Below are 14,477 nucleotides of genomic sequence, written 5' to 3' on the forward strand. Positions count from 1 at the left end.
TTTCAAAAATGTAAGATGAAACAGGGGAAATGTAAGCGGAAGTTATGGCGAAGCATTTCCCTTTTTTGATACAATACGTTTGAACAAAGCAAGGAGGAAAACGAGATGGCAATTTTAGAAGTAAAGAATTTAAAGAAAATATATACAACACGATTTGGAGGAAATCAGGTAGAAGCCCTTCGAAATGTGAATTTCAGCGCTGAGGAAGGAGAATACACGGCGATTATGGGTGAGTCCGGTTCCGGTAAAACGACTCTTTTAAATATTCTTGCAGCTCTTGATAAGCCGACAAAAGGAACGGTATGGCTGGACGGAAAAGATATGTCCAAAATAAGGGAAACAGAGCTTTCTACTTTCCGCAGAGAAAATCTGGGCTTTGTATTTCAGGAATTTAATCTTTTAGATACTTTTTCTATTAAAGATAATATTTTCTTACCACTGGTATTAAGCGGAAAAGGATATAAAGAGATGGAATACAGATTAGCTCCCATTGCAGAAAAGCTGGGAATTACAGCAATTTTAGAAAAGTATCCTTATGAGGTTTCAGGAGGTCAGAAGCAGAGAGCGGCAGTTGCCCGTGCGCTGATTACCAATCCGAAGTTGATTTTGGCAGATGAGCCTACGGGAGCTTTAGACTCCAAATCCACAGATGAACTTTTAGAGCTGTTTTCCGCAGTAAATGAGGAGGGACAGACTATTTTAATGGTAACCCATTCCATAAAAGCAGCAAGTCATGCAAAACGTGTGCTTTTTATCAAGGACGGTGAGGTGTTCCATCAGATTTACAGAGGAAATAATACAAGACAGCAGATGTATGAAAAGATTTCCAACGCCCTTACTGTTCTGGCAGGAGGGGGTGCAACAGAGTGAAAATCGGATTTTATCCTAAGCTTGCGTGGACAGGAATAAAGAAGAATAAAAAGATTTATGTGCCTTATATGTTTGCCTGTATTGGCATGATTATGATGTTTTATATGATTTGTTTTTTAAGCACCAGCGAAATTGTAAGAGGAATGCTAGGCGGAGAAACCATGCAGATGACCTTGTCCTTCGGATGTCTGGTTATCAGCGTGTTTGCGTTGATTTTCCTGTTTTACACCAACTCCTTTTTGATGAAAAGAAGATATAAGGAATTCGGTCTTTACCATATTTTAGGTATGGGTAAGAAAAATGTGGCTTACGTTATGGTATGGGAATGTATTCAGATTACAACAATTACGCTTATTTGCGGTATTGGCGGAGGCATTTTCTTCTCTAAATTAGGAGAGCTTGCCATGATTAAGATGCTGGGCGGAAAAGCGGATTTTCATTTTACGATTTCCGTTTCATCTGCGAAAGATACAATAACCGTTTTTCTTCCGATTTTTCTTTTGATTTTATTAAAATGTCTGTTTCAGATTTTCAGAATGAAACCGGTGGAGCTGCTGAAGAGCGCACAGGTAGGGGAAAAACCGCCAAAGTCAAACTGGGTTTTGACGGTGCTTGGTATTGTTATTTTAGCAGGAGCCTACATAATTGCCCTGTCTATTGAAGAGCCGATGCAGGTAATCGGTATGTTTTTTGTAGCTGTCATCATGGTAATCGGAGCTACTTATCTGCTGTTTGAAGCAGGCTCTGTGGTGTTGTGTAAAATTTTGAAAAATAACAAACGCTATTATTATAAATCCAACCACTTTATTTCTGTATCGACGATGATGTTTCGTATGAAAAGAAACGGAGAGGGACTTGCCTCTATCTGTATTTTATCTACCATGGTGCTGGTTATGGTATCTGCTGTTTCCTGTTTGTATATGGGAGCAGAGGATTTCTTAAATTCCCGCTATCCGCAGGAGCTGGTGATAGATGTGCAAACAGAAGACGAAGAAAAAGTAGATGAATTTTATAACATTGTTTCAGAAGTTTTAGAAGAAACACAGACAGAAAAAGAGGATGAGCTGTTCTATACTTATCTGGGAGCAGCAGGCTATTTAGACGGAAGCGAATTGGCTATGAGTCCGGAGCGCATGGAGAGCTATGGAACAGATGTGTATAAGCACATCAGACAGTTGTTTTTTATTCCCGTAGAGGATTATAATCGCCTCATGGGGAAACAGGAGACTTTAAAAGAAAACGAAATCCTTCTTTATAATACAAAGCTAGAGTATGAAGAGGATATACTTGCCTTGGAAAACGGCAGAGAGTGGAAGATAAAGAAAAACGTGCCTAAATTTGTGGACAACGGACTGGATGTGATGCAGACGATTTCATCTATGTTCATTTTTGTAAAAGACAAGGAAACGCTTTCCGAAATCAGACAGGAATGTGAGCAGTTAAGCGGTATGGAAAACGCTATGGATAATTACCGTGGCATTAATTTAAAGGCAGATGCAGAGAAACAAATTGAGGTAGCGCAGGAGCTTCAGAAACGTGGGGCAGAATTTGAACAGCAAAATGAAAATCTGCATGTTATGGTAGAAAGCAGAGAAACGGAAAGAGCCGGATTTTATGCACTGTACGGCGGAATGTTTATACTGGGAATTCTTCTCGGAATTGTGTTTATTGTGGGAATGGTACTCATTATGTATTATAAGCAGGTAACAGAAGGGTATGAAGACCAGCAGAGATTTGAAATTCTTCAAAAAGTAGGTATGAGCCACAGAGATATTCGAAAGAGCATTAATTCACAGGTACTTACGGTATTTTTTATGCCTTTGATTGCAGCAGGTATTCATACAGCATTTGCTTTCCCTATGATGAGTAAAATTATTGTCTTATTTGGTATTAACAATCAGAAACTACTCCTCATAGTGACGGCAGCCTGCTACATCATTTTTACACTTTTCTATGTGGCGATGTATCTGGTAACCTCCAGAGCTTACTATGGTATTGTAAGCAATAGAAAGGAGGATTAACCCCTGGATGGGGTTCTGATTTGCACTGACTTGATAAAAAGTGTTTACAACTCCTTATAACAGAGCAAAAAAAGAAAAGAAAAAAGCGAAAAAATATATCCCCCGGGGTGGCTTGCCTCGGGGGATTTTTCTGTATATAATGAGGAAGCTAAAACACGAAGAAAGAATTAGGAGGATAAAATCCATGAAGAAAAGAATGAAGGCTTTAACGGCTTTATTATGTGTTTCTGCTATGGTTACAGGCTGTGGGGCTTCCGGAAGCTCAGGAACAGATGCAGCAAAAACAGATACACAGAAGGAAGGAACAAAAGAAGCCGGCAAAGACGGAGAAAATCAGGAAAAATCAGAGGTGACGATTGGATTTTCCAGCGAAGGAGACTCTTTTGACCCTTGCACAGGATTTGGATATACAGGTTCTCCCATTTATTCTACTTTGGTAAAAATCAATGGTGATGAGCAGATTGAAAATGATTTGGCAACAGAATATACTACCAGTGAAGATGCCCTTACCTGGACTTTTAAAATCAGAGATGACGTAAAATTTACAAACGGTGAGCCATTAAAAGCGTCTGATATTGCCTTTACATTTAATACAACAAAGGAAAAAGCAACCTACATGGACTTGACAATGCTGGAAAGCTGTAAGGCATTGGATGATACAACCGTGGAATTTAAGCTGTCCAAGCCATGTGTAACCTTTATTTATACCGTTGCACAGATGGGAATTGTACCGGAAAAGGCATATAGCGATAAATTCGGCTTGGAGGCAGACCAGATTATCGGCTCCGGTCCTTATAAAATGGTTCAGTGGGATAAGGGACAGCAGTTTATTTTAGAAGCAAATGAAGATTATTATGGTAAACAGCCGGAAATTAAGAGAGCGGTCTTTTTAATTCAGGATGAAGATGCCAGATTTGTAGCTGCAAAAGCGGGAGAAGTAGATATTGCCTTAACTTCTGCAACACTTGCCACAACAGAGCTTGATGGTATGCACGTGGAAAAGGTAGAGTCCGTAGATAATCGTGGTATTACAATGCCGACAGTACCGGATGAAGGAAAGACAACAGAAGACGGATACAAAATCGGAAATGACATTACCGCAGATGTGAATGTAAGAAAGGCTATGTGCTACGGAATTGACAGAGATAAGATTATTGACGAGGCATTAAACGGATTTGCAAAGCCTGCTTATTCTGAATGTGACGGTATGCCATGGTGGAATGAAGAAGATGTTATTGAAATAGATGTAGATTACGCAGTAGAGCTTTTAGAGCAGTCCGGCTGGATAGATACAGACGGAGACGGAATTCGTGATAAGGACGGACAAAAGCTGGCATTTAATCTGATGTACTTTGCGGGAGACTCCATGCGTCAGGCTGTTGCCATGTCTGTGGCAAATCAGGCAAAGGAAAACATGGGCTTTGAAATCAATGTAGAGGGCGTCAGTGAGGACGAAACCATTAAGAGAATGTTCTCTGAGCCGATGATTATGGGATGGGGTTCAGACAGCCCGATGACTTCTTATATGTTGTTCCACAGCAGTAATGCAGGAAAAACAGACTGGTACAATCCGGAATTTTATATCAATCCTACAACGGATGAATATCTGGATAAGGCAATGAATTCCCTCACCATTGAGGACTCTTATGAGTGGTGGCAGAAAGCACAGTGGGACGGCACAACGGGTACTTCCATGAAGGGAGAAGCGCCTTGGGCATTCTATGTGAATATGACGCATCTGTACTATGTAAAAGATGGTTTAAATATCGGAAACCAGAGAATTCACGCGCATGGTGCAGCATGGCCGTTAATCGCAAATCTTGCAGAATGGACATGGGAATAGAAGTAGTATAAAAACAAAATTTGAGTTGCTGCATTAGGGAAATAATGCGGCAACTCTAATTGTGGTTATAGAGAGTATAGGAGAAAACAAATGAAGAGTAAGTATTATCTGAAGCTTACGGGAAAGTATCTTCTGCGTATGGTTACCCTGCTGATAGCAGTGAGTATCATAAGCTTTATACTGGTAAGTCTTTCACCGGTAGATCCGGTGCAGCAGTATGTAGGTTCTGTTCCCAATGTAAGCGTAGAACAAAGAGCAAAAATAGCAGAATACTGGGGGCTCAATGACCCTCCTGTGGAACGCTTTTTAGCATGGGGAAAATCCCTACTTCACGGAGATTTTGGCGTATCCTTGATTTATCGAAGACCTGTTCTGGATGTAATCAAAGAGAAGTTTGCAACCTCCTTGGCATTGATGATGACGGCATGGGTATTTTCCGGCATTATCGGCTTTGCCATTGGATGTGCCATGGGAATTTTTAACGGAAAATGGATAGATAAAATTTTAAAGAAGGTCTGTCTGATTATGTGTTCCATTCCCACCTTCTGGATTGGAATTGTGTTTCTGATGCTGTTTTCCGTACAGCTTGGCTGGTTTCCCATGGGTATGAGTGTACCAAAAGGTGTTCCGGCAGATCAGGTTACGATTTTGCAGAGAATTCACCATCTGATATTGCCGGCATTGACTTTAAGTTTTCTCTCTTTTGCCAATGTGGCGCTACATACAAGAGAAAAGCTGGTAGATGTTTTGGAAAGTGATTATGTATTATTTGCAAAAGCAAGAGGAGAGTCAAAATGGAGTATTTTAAAAAGACACGGCCTTAGAAATATTATGCTTCCTGCTATTACTATGCAGTTTGGCTCTTTTAGTGAGCTTTTCGGCGGTTCTGTTCTGGCGGAAACAGTGTTCTCTTATCCGGGACTTGGTGCGGCGGCATCTGCGGCAGGTATGGGCTCGGATATTCCCCTATTGCTGGGAATTACGTTGTTTAGCACCTTATTTGTTTTTGTAGGAAATATGCTGGCGAATATTATATATGGAATTGTAGACCCGCAAATCAGGGAGGGATATAGAAATGAATAGCAAAATTTTAAACAGACGAAAAAAGACCATTCTTTTTGCCATTCTGATTTTTGCGGTATTGCTTGGTGTTTATTTGTCAGGTGCATTTTTAAGCGATGAGCTGATACAGGCAGATTTTTCACAGAAAGGCTTGGCGCCGTCTCTGAAGCATCCTTTCGGAACCGATATGTTGGGAAGGGATATGCTGGTGAGAACCATAAAAGGCTTATCCGTAAGTATTGTCGTGGGCGTAGTTGCATCCAGCGTCAGCGCTGTGATTGCTTTAATTGTAGGAGTAATCGCAGCCACAGGAAAATCGTGGCTGGACCATTTGATGAACTGGCTGATTGATTTAGTTATGGGAATTCCTCATACAGTGCTTTTGATTTTAATTTCTTTTGCCTGTGGAAGAGGATTAAAGGGCGTTTTAATCGGTGTGGCGGTTACCCACTGGACAGGCTTGGCACGTATTATTCGAAGCGAAGTCCTTCAAATTCGTTCTCAGCAGTACATAGAGGTTTCTAAAAAGCTGGGACATTCCAGCTGGTGGATTACCGTACATCATATTTTACCGCACATGGTTCCGCAGTTTTTAATTGGATTGATTTTAATGTTCCCGCATGCCATTATGCACGAGTCCGGCTTGACCTTCTTAGGCTTCGGACTTTCTCCGGAGCAGCCGGCAATCGGAATTATTCTTTCTGAGTCCATGAAATATATTTCAGCCGGTATGTGGTGGCTGGCATTTTTCCCGGGACTGATGCTGGTAATTATTGTTTTATTATTTGACCGTCTGGGAGAAAATCTGAAGAAGATTATTGACCCTTACAGCGCTCATGAATAGGAGTAAGAGATGAAAAAAGAACCGATTTTATCAGTAAAGGATTTGTCCGTATCCTTTCAGATGTATGATAATGGACTTGAAAAATATGATTTAAAAGTAATTTCCAATCTGACCTTAGATGTACGACCGGGAGAAATTGTTGCCATTGCAGGCTCCAGCGGTTCCGGTAAGAGCTTGCTTGCCCATGCGGTTATGGGACTTTTGCCGGAAAATGCTTCCATAAGCGGAGAGATTTCTTATAAGGGGAAAGTGCTCAGCCAAAAAGAAAAAGAAGCTTTACGTGGAAAAGAAATGGCGCTGGTGCCTCAGTCTGTCTCTTATCTGGACCCGCTTATGAAGGTGGGAACACAGGTACGTGGAAGAAAGGCAGATAAGGAAATCATAAAAGCTCAAAGAGAGATTTTCCGGAGATTTCATTTAGATGAAAAAACAGAACAGCTCTATCCTTTTCAGCTTTCAGGAGGAATGGCAAGAAGAGTTTTAGTTTCTACGGCAGTATTAAGCGGGGCAGAGGTGATTATTGCAGATGAGCCTACGCCGGGACTGGATTTGGAGATGGCATTGGAGGCTCTGAAAATATTCAGGGAGCTTTCCGATGAAGGAAAAGCAGTTATTTTAATTACCCATGACATTGATTTGGCGTTTCATATTGCAGACAGAATTGCAGTATTTTATGCAGGAACTACGGTGGAGATAGCAGCTGCAAAGGACTTTCTTGAAGGAGTAGACGCCCTTCGTCATCCGTATTCTAAGGCACTGTGGAAAGCTCTTCCGCAAAATGGCTTTGAGCCAATTCCCGGTTTTCAGCCTTATGCAAAATATTTACCAAAAGGGTGTCTGTTTTCACCCAGATGTCCTCATAAGACAAAAGAGTGTGAAGAAAATATTCCCATGAGAGAGGTACGTGGGGGATATGTGAGGTGTATACATGCAGATTGAAGCAAAGAATATAAGCTTTCGGTATAGTGACAATCAGCCGTGGATTTTACAGGACGTAAGTCTGAAAATAGAAGAGGGGGAGCGGGTAGGCTTAATCGGACCAAGCGGATATGGAAAAAGCACACTGGTAAAAATTATGTCCGGATATTTAAGACCTACCAAGGGAGAAGTTTTGCTGGACGGAAAGCCTTTGCCGAAAAAAGGAGTATCTCCTGTTCAGTTGATTTACCAGCATCCGGAAAAAGCCATCAATCCCCGCTGGAAGATGAAAAAAGTGCTTCAGGAGTCGGGAATGTTCCGTGAAGAAGTGATGGAGGCGCTGGGAATTGAGAAGGACTGGCTGGAGCGTTATCCGAGAGAGCTTTCAGGCGGAGAGCTTCAGCGGTTTTGTGTTGCCCGTTCCTTATTTTCCGGTACACATTTTCTTTTTGCAGATGAAATGAGTACCATGTTGGATGTGATTACACAGGCACAGATTTGGAATTTAATGTTAAAAGAAGTAGAGGAGAGAAGGCTGGGACTTTTAATGGTTACCCATAATGCAGAGCTGGCAAAAAAAATCTGCACCAGAACAATCAATCTGGCGGAAATCAATAAAAGGGAGGATATCTGAAAATGTATGTAAATATTGTACTGTTTGATGATTTTGAAACCTTGGATGCCTTTGGACCGGCAGAAGTTTTCGGAAAGCTTCCGGAGGAATTTCATATCCGTTATCTTTCTGTCTCCGGAGATGTAATCAATAGTGTACATGGAGTAAAAGTGTGGACAGACTTTCTTGTACCGGAGGAAATTGACGGGATTTTAATTATTCCCGGAGGAAAAGGTGCAAGACGGCTTTTGTGGAAAGATGAAAGAGCATTAAATATCATAAAGAAAGCAGCAGAAAATTCAGATTATTGTCTGATGATAGGAAACGGCTCTGCAATTTTGGCGCAGACAGGACTTTTATATAGAAGGAGAATTGCCGATTTTCCTATGGACACCAACTGGAACAGAATGTTTACTGCCGGTATTGAGAGAATAGAAGGTGCAAAAGTGGCTATTGACGGCAAATTTTATTCCTGCGGAAATACGATACTGGGAATGGATACGGCTCTTTGGACCATCACAGATGTTCTGGATATTGCCGCAGCAGAGAAGGTGGCTAAGGAGCTGGGATATCCATGGAACGAAAATGCAGATGAGGATATTTACTGTTAGTATACTGCCCCGCTTATTAGGAGAAAAATATGGAAGATAGAAATCAGACCAAGTATGACAAAGCCATGGTGAACCGTTTGGCAAGGGCGACAGGGCATTTGAAAATGGTGAAACAGATGGTGGAAGACGGCAGGGATTGCAGTGAGGTGCTTATTCAGTTGGCAGCAGTGAAATCAGCGGTCAATGGAGCAGGCAAGGAAGTCTTAAAGCAGTATATGGAGGAATGTGTGGAGGAGGAGCTGGAGTTTCAGGATAAAGAGGGACTTGGAAAATTGAAGAAAGGGATTGACAGTTTTATCAAATAAAATTTTTGGAAAAAGGAACCCCCAGGGAGGCTTGTAAACCTTTAACAAGTAGTATATGATAAATATACAGTTACTGTTACAGGTTACTGAATTACTGCATGAATATGCAGATGCCGTATACATCCTCCGCATAAAAAATGTTATACGGCGAAAGCAATGTCGAATCCTCATAGACAAAGAAACAGAGACATATCGATGGCAGGATATGGACTCTGTTTTTTTGTTTAATGAAAAGATAGTTGATATAAGACATGTTATAATCTAAAATAAGATTTATCAGAAACGTATAGGAGGGTGAAGTATCATGAAAAAAGAACCGGAAAGACTGGAAATAGACCTTGCGAAGATTTTTTTAACACCGCCCAATACCATGAAAGAAAAAGTGACCTTAGTGGTTATGATGGTAGTTGTCTTTGCCATGTTTTTTGCTCCGGTAGTGTTTACGGAGGTATCTCCTGTGAAAGGAATTTTCCTATCTGCACTTCCGGCAGTTTCTATTTCATGGGGCTGGATGGTATTGCTTCGCAGCTTGTTCCGAAAAAGAGAATTTTCCAAGAAAACAGATAACAAGAAGTAGCAGAGGGATTTTAATGGAGTTAAAACAAGAATTAGAAATACAGGCAAGGGTATCGCAGGAGATGGTTCAGGCTGTTTCAATTCTGCAAATGACGGCATGGGATTTAAAAGAATATGTACAGGAGGCTATGCTGGAAAATCCTGTGATTGAGCTGGAAGAAACCACGAGAAAACAGGATAATGAGGAGATTGTGAGAAAGCTGGAGTGGATGGAAAACGGAGATTATCAAAATAAAGTATATTATCAGCAGGAGCTGGAAGAAAGCAATGAATTCTGGGAAGAAAACGAACCGGATTTAAGGGAATATCTGTTGGAACAGATGGCTTTTATGGATTTAGATAAGAAAGCTGCTTCTATTATCCGTTATATGATTCAAAGTCTTGATGAGAGAGGCTACTTGCTTGAGAATGAGGAGGAAATCGCAGATATTCTGGGGCGTTCATTGGAAGAAATACAAAGAGCCAGACAAATCTTGTGTACAATGGAGCCTTTGGGAGTAGGAGCGCTTAATTTACAGGAATGTCTGCTGATACAATTACGAAAAAAAGGCTGTACTTCTCTTGCCTGTGAAATTGTAGAAAACTACATAGAGGAATTTGGAAAAAATCAATTATCGAAAATTGTAAAGAAAACAGGCAGGGATTTAAAGGAGATTGCACAAGCCTGTGAGCAGATTAAAGAACAAAACCCCAAACCGGCAGGATATTTTCCTGCAAGGCCATATAAAAATTATATTATTCCTGATGTGATTGTTGTGAAGCTAAAGGATTACTTTGAAATTTTAGTCAACGATTATGACAGTCCGGAAATTTTCATCAGTCCGTTTTACAGACAGATGATGAGAGAGCAGGGAGAAGAAACGGGAAAATATATCAAAGAAAAAATTCGTCAGGCAGAGTGGCTGAAAAGCTGTATAGAACAGAGAAATCGTACTTTATTGCAGCTTACAGAGGAAATTTTGCGAAGTCAGACAGAATTTTTCCAAAGGGGAAAAAATTATTTGAAGCCTATGACGCAAAAGGAAGCGGCAGAAAAGTTACAGGTACATCCTTCTACAATCAGCCGTGCCGTACAGGGAAAATATTTGCAGTGTACATGGGGGATGTTTCCTCTTTCCTTTTTCTTTTCTTCGGGAACAGATAAGGGTGCCGAGTATATAAAGGAATGTTTGAAACGCATTATAGAGAATGAGGATAAGAAAAATCCATACAGTGACAGGGTTTTGGCGGAAAAACTGCAGGAAATGGACATTGACATTTCCCGCAGAACCATTGCAAAGTACAGAAATTCCATGCATATCAGCGAAGCATTGGGACGAAAAGAATATTAAATATGAATACCGTATTTATGGATACGATATTGCAGACTCTGCCGACGGATGCCAAGAGCATCGGCAGTTTTGGTGATGTTGTATCCAAAATGCTCCAAAGCAGAACACAGGATTTCATGTTCATATTCGTCCATCATGTTTTGCAGAGATGTGTTTTGAAATGAGCAGAAGGTATCGGGAACTTTTTTCAGAGTTTCCGATGCTTTTTTCGTTTTTAGAAGATAAGAAGGCAAATGCTCTAAAAGGATGGTATTTCCGTCAGAGATATTGCGGACATAGTCTAATACATGAAACAATTCTCTTACATTTCCCGGCCAGTCATAATGGTAGAAAAGCTCCATAACCTCTGGACTGATTTCTGTGGAGCTGTGTACATATTGAAAAACAGTAGAACGAAGATGATATTGAATAAGCTCTTCTAAGTCTTCTTTGTGGTTCCTAAGGGGCGGCAATTCAATCATGACAGTGGAAAGACGGTAAAAGAGGTCTTTTCGCAGTTCGTTTTCCTTGATACACAGGAAAGGGTCTTTATTGCAGGAGGAAATAATTCGGACATCCATGGAAATGTCTTTTTGGCCTCCTACTCGGCGGAAGGAATTTTCCTGAAGAGCCCGCAGAATTTTTGACTGCATGGCAAGGCTCATGGAATTCATCTCATCTAGGAATAAAGTTCCCCCTTCTGCTTCCTCAAAATATCCGACTTTATTTTCACTGCCTGTAAAGCTGCCTTTTTGTGTTCCGAACAAAAGACTTTCAATCAGAGTTTCCGGAATTGCGGCGCAGTTTAACGCTACAAATTTTTTGTCTTTTCTGGGGCTGCAGCGGTGAATACTCTGAGCGAAAATTTCTTTTCCGGTTCCTGTTTCTCCCACCAGAAGAACAGAATTATTCTGTGGAGCAATTTTTCTGGCGATACGAACAGCTTTTTGGAGATTTTCGCCATTCCCGATAATATGCTCGAAGGTATAACCAGAAAAACGGGTAGGCGGAGTATTGGGCTGAAAATCACGCAGCGCTTTTTCAGCCTGAGCCATTTTTTCCTTGCTGCAATCAATGATATTCTGTGTCTGTTCAAATACAATAGCTCCGATTAGTTCATTGTCTTTGGAAACAGGATAGGAGGTATTGACAGATGCGATAGAAACTCCTGCGGAAGTAGAAAAATTGTCTACTCGGTTAATCACAGGCGATTTAGTACGCAAAGCTGTCATGGTGGTGCTGATTTGTTCGTCGAGAGCAAATAAATCTAAAAGATGGCGTCCCCGAATATCCAGAGTAGGGGGGATTTGGGAAAGCTTGCGGCTTGCCTGATTAAAAAACAGAGCATATCCGTTTTCATCATAAATCTGAACGCCATCGGTAATTAAATTTAAGGTTTGAATTAACAAATCCTCTAAGTGATTTTGCTTTACTAAAAAATAATAAAAGCCTTGATTGGGCGCATCCATTCTTTCGTAGGAGAAAGAGTCTCCATCCCACACAAACTCACCGCTTGTATCTTCTTCTGCAATAGGGAAAACAGAGGTGATGTGTCTTTGATAAGAAATCCAATTTTTAAATAATGGTGCATAAGTATTTTCTATATAAATATCTCCGTATTGTACGTGGAGAAACTGATATTGTTCGTTTGTGGTAAAACAGATATCATAAAAAGCTTTCATAGGAAAACGCTCCTTTTTGTAGTTTATTTGTAAATTTCTTTTTGATTATTATATCAATAGAAAAGGTGAAAGACAAGAAAAGTGCCAAACAAATTTGCATAATGCCAAATAATTTTGCACTTTTAGGTTATATAGAAAAAAGAAAAGCACGAAATATCGCTGTTTTTTCGTTGGCACGGAAATTGCATATTAGTATGGTATAAAACAAAAGAAAGGAGCGAGCCGATTTTTAATCGGACAGAAAAAAGTATGGAAGGAAACAAAACAAACAAAAAGCCTATACGCTGGAATGTGTTCATTCCTTGCTTTCTGGTAGTAGGAGGGGCGGCGATTTTAGGTATCGTAAACAACGAATGGCTGACAAAGGTTACAAAGGGAATTTTTTCATGGTCATTAAACTCCTTTGGTTGGCTGTATCAGGTAGTTGCCATGGTAACCTTAGTGGTTGTGGCATTGCTGGCTTTTTCAAAGACAGGTAATATTCGTTTTGGAGGGAAAGATGCCAAGGCGAAATATTCTTTTGGCTCATGGTTTGCCATGACACTCACCGGAGGTATTGCAACGGGGTTGATTACGTATGGTGTGAATGAGGTTCTGATTTATTTTGGAAATATTTACGGAGAGCTGGATGGATATGGAGTAAAGGCGCTGTCTGATGAGGCGGCACAGTTTGCCATGGGACGCAGCTTTTACAACTGGACCTTTGTTCCTTATGCCATGTATGCACTTTCCGGCGTGGTAATTGCGTATATGTATTTTAACAGAAAGAAAGAGCTTTCTGTTTCCGCATCTTTAATTCCTCTTTTTGGAGAGGGTGTTACAAAAGGCTTTTGGAAAGCATTGATTGATGTATTATCTGTACTTGCCATTGCCCTTGGACTGGCATCATCTCTTGGTGCAGGACTTGCTCTTATCGGAACGGGACTTTCTTCTGCTTACGGCATAAAACAGGGCCCGATTGTGTGGTTTGTTTTAACGGCAATTATTACGGCAACCTTTACCGTTGCATCTGTAACAGGTATTGATAAAGGAATTAAGTGGCTGGCAGGGCTGACCTCTAAGATTTTCTATGTGCTGTTGATTGTATTGTTTTTAATTGGTCCTACACTCTATATTTTGAATATGGCAAATGTGGGCTTAGGATACTGGTTAGACCGTTTCTGGACATGGGGCTTTGACCCGGGAACAGTGGGCGGAGAAGCTCTGGTTACATGGTGGACGATGTATGACTGGGCTATCTGGATTGCTTATGCGCCGCTTATGGGTATCTTCTTTGCCATTATTGCTTACGGAAGAACGGTTCGTCAGTTCTTGGTAATTAACTGGATTTTACCTGCATCTTTTGGCTTTGTATGGTTCTCTGTATGGGGCGGAACTGCTTTGAAATGGCAGACAAGCGGAAAAGCAGATATCATTGCCACCATTCAGGAGGAAGGCGCAGTAGCCGGAATTTGGGAATTTTTAAAGCATGTGCCTTTAGGAGCAATTATTATTCCGGTCATTATTGTGGCTTTGATTGCTGCTTTCTCTACTACGGCTGACACCATGTCCACAACCATTGCCGCTTTATGTACCAAAGGGGCAAAACATGATGAAGAGCCGGCAATCTGGCAGAAAATCGTATGGGGTGTTTCTATTGGTTTAATTGCATGTATTATGGTTGCTTTCGGAGGCGGCGAGCAAGGTGTAGACGGTGTAAAATATCTGGCTGCCTGCGGTGGTTTTGTGGTTCTTACTATTTTTATTTTGCAGGTTGTTTCTGCAATAAAACTGTTTTTCTTAGATAAGGAAACAAAGAAGGATATAATGTAGCAGGAGGTTC

General features: G+C 40.8%; 13 protein-coding genes. 12 read left to right on the forward strand and 1 reads right to left on the reverse strand.

The window, feature by feature from the left end:
* Positions 1 to 105: 105 nt before the first annotated feature.
* The 11 genes from CGC63_RS04670 to rpoN all read left to right on the forward strand — a co-directional run bounded on the left by CGC63_RS04670 (position 106) and on the right by rpoN (position 10,994).
* Positions 106 to 870 carry an ABC transporter ATP-binding protein gene (locus CGC63_RS04670; protein ID WP_004223293.1) on the forward strand — a complete coding sequence of 255 codons (765 nt, stop codon included), beginning with the start codon at positions 106 to 108 and terminating at the stop codon, positions 868 to 870.
* A complete protein-coding gene (locus CGC63_RS04675) occupies positions 867 to 2,891 on the forward strand; it encodes an ABC transporter permease (protein ID WP_004223290.1) in 2,025 nt (674 codons plus the stop codon). Before CGC63_RS04670 ends, CGC63_RS04675 begins: the two co-directional genes overlap by 4 nt.
* A 184-nt stretch (positions 2,892 to 3,075) precedes the next feature.
* Positions 3,076 to 4,734 carry an ABC transporter substrate-binding protein gene (locus CGC63_RS04680; protein ID WP_040351277.1) on the forward strand — a complete coding sequence of 553 codons (1,659 nt, stop codon included), beginning with the start codon at positions 3,076 to 3,078 and terminating at the stop codon, positions 4,732 to 4,734.
* A 90-nt stretch (positions 4,735 to 4,824) separates the two neighbouring features.
* The gene (locus CGC63_RS04685; RefSeq protein ID WP_004223285.1) at positions 4,825 to 5,817 is read left to right on the forward strand and encodes an ABC transporter permease; all 993 of its coding nucleotides are present in this window, start codon (positions 4,825 to 4,827) and stop codon (positions 5,815 to 5,817) included.
* Positions 5,810 to 6,640 carry an ABC transporter permease gene (locus tag CGC63_RS04690; protein ID WP_004223283.1) on the forward strand — a complete coding sequence of 277 codons (831 nt, stop codon included), beginning with the start codon at positions 5,810 to 5,812 and terminating at the stop codon, positions 6,638 to 6,640. Before CGC63_RS04685 ends, CGC63_RS04690 begins: the two co-directional genes overlap by 8 nt.
* A gap of 9 nt (positions 6,641 to 6,649) precedes the next feature.
* The gene (locus CGC63_RS04695) at positions 6,650 to 7,579 is read left to right on the forward strand and encodes an ABC transporter ATP-binding protein (protein WP_004223281.1); all 930 of its coding nucleotides are present in this window, start codon (positions 6,650 to 6,652) and stop codon (positions 7,577 to 7,579) included.
* Positions 7,569 to 8,192: an ABC transporter ATP-binding protein gene (locus CGC63_RS04700; RefSeq protein ID WP_004223279.1), complete on the forward strand. Its 624-nt coding sequence runs from the start codon at positions 7,569 to 7,571 to the stop codon at positions 8,190 to 8,192. Before CGC63_RS04695 ends, CGC63_RS04700 begins: the two co-directional genes overlap by 11 nt.
* 2 nt (positions 8,193 to 8,194) lie before the next feature.
* A complete protein-coding gene (locus tag CGC63_RS04705; protein ID WP_004223278.1) occupies positions 8,195 to 8,782 on the forward strand; it encodes a DJ-1/PfpI family protein in 588 nt (195 codons plus the stop codon).
* A 29-nt stretch (positions 8,783 to 8,811) separates the two neighbouring features.
* Positions 8,812 to 9,087, forward strand: coding sequence for a metal-sensing transcriptional repressor (locus tag CGC63_RS04710; RefSeq protein WP_004223276.1), 276 nt, complete (start codon positions 8,812 to 8,814; stop codon positions 9,085 to 9,087).
* A gap of 304 nt (positions 9,088 to 9,391) precedes the next feature.
* Positions 9,392 to 9,664, forward strand: coding sequence for a hypothetical protein (locus CGC63_RS04720; protein ID WP_004223272.1), 273 nt, complete (start codon positions 9,392 to 9,394; stop codon positions 9,662 to 9,664).
* A gap of 13 nt (positions 9,665 to 9,677) precedes the next feature.
* The gene (gene rpoN / locus CGC63_RS04725) at positions 9,678 to 10,994 is read left to right on the forward strand and encodes an RNA polymerase factor sigma-54 (protein WP_004223269.1); all 1,317 of its coding nucleotides are present in this window, start codon (positions 9,678 to 9,680) and stop codon (positions 10,992 to 10,994) included.
* Here the strand turns inward: rpoN and CGC63_RS04730 are convergent.
* The gene (locus tag CGC63_RS04730) at positions 10,991 to 12,655 is read right to left on the reverse strand and encodes a sigma-54 interaction domain-containing protein (RefSeq protein WP_004223265.1); all 1,665 of its coding nucleotides are present in this window, start codon (positions 12,653 to 12,655) and stop codon (positions 10,991 to 10,993) included. The genes rpoN and CGC63_RS04730 overlap by 4 nt on opposite strands.
* A gap of 249 nt (positions 12,656 to 12,904) precedes the next feature.
* Between CGC63_RS04730 and CGC63_RS04735 the strand changes: the two genes are divergently transcribed.
* Complete coding sequence (locus CGC63_RS04735; RefSeq protein ID WP_004223262.1) at positions 12,905 to 14,467, forward strand: BCCT family transporter; 1,563 nt, start codon at positions 12,905 to 12,907, stop codon at positions 14,465 to 14,467.
* Positions 14,468 to 14,477 lie beyond the last annotated feature (10 nt).

Source organism: Blautia hansenii DSM 20583 (assembly GCF_002222595.2).
In the GTDB taxonomy this organism is placed as follows: domain Bacteria; phylum Bacillota; class Clostridia; order Lachnospirales; family Lachnospiraceae; genus Blautia; species Blautia hansenii.

What these genes read in the sequence shown, in the direction of transcription:
- CGC63_RS04670 (WP_004223293.1), top strand. Translation starts at nt 106, where the DNA reads ATGGCAATTTTAGAAGTAAAGAATTTAAAGAAAATATATACAACACGA.
- CGC63_RS04680 (WP_040351277.1), top strand. Translation starts at nt 3,076, where the DNA reads ATGAAGAAAAGAATGAAGGCTTTAACGGCTTTATTATGTGTTTCTGCT.
- CGC63_RS04685 (WP_004223285.1), top strand. Translation starts at nt 4,825, where the DNA reads ATGAAGAGTAAGTATTATCTGAAGCTTACGGGAAAGTATCTTCTGCGT.
- CGC63_RS04690 (WP_004223283.1), top strand. Translation starts at nt 5,810, where the DNA reads ATGAATAGCAAAATTTTAAACAGACGAAAAAAGACCATTCTTTTTGCC.
- CGC63_RS04695 (WP_004223281.1), top strand. Translation starts at nt 6,650, where the DNA reads ATGAAAAAAGAACCGATTTTATCAGTAAAGGATTTGTCCGTATCCTTT.
- CGC63_RS04700 (WP_004223279.1), top strand. Translation starts at nt 7,569, where the DNA reads ATGCAGATTGAAGCAAAGAATATAAGCTTTCGGTATAGTGACAATCAG.
- CGC63_RS04705 (WP_004223278.1), top strand. Translation starts at nt 8,195, where the DNA reads ATGTATGTAAATATTGTACTGTTTGATGATTTTGAAACCTTGGATGCC.
- CGC63_RS04710 (WP_004223276.1), top strand. Translation starts at nt 8,812, where the DNA reads ATGGAAGATAGAAATCAGACCAAGTATGACAAAGCCATGGTGAACCGT.
- CGC63_RS04720 (WP_004223272.1), top strand. Translation starts at nt 9,392, where the DNA reads ATGAAAAAAGAACCGGAAAGACTGGAAATAGACCTTGCGAAGATTTTT.
- rpoN (WP_004223269.1), top strand. Translation starts at nt 9,678, where the DNA reads ATGGAGTTAAAACAAGAATTAGAAATACAGGCAAGGGTATCGCAGGAG.
- CGC63_RS04730 (WP_004223265.1), bottom strand. Translation starts at nt 12,655, where the DNA reads ATGAAAGCTTTTTATGATATCTGTTTTACCACAAACGAACAATATCAG.
- CGC63_RS04735 (WP_004223262.1), top strand. Translation starts at nt 12,905, where the DNA reads ATGGAAGGAAACAAAACAAACAAAAAGCCTATACGCTGGAATGTGTTC.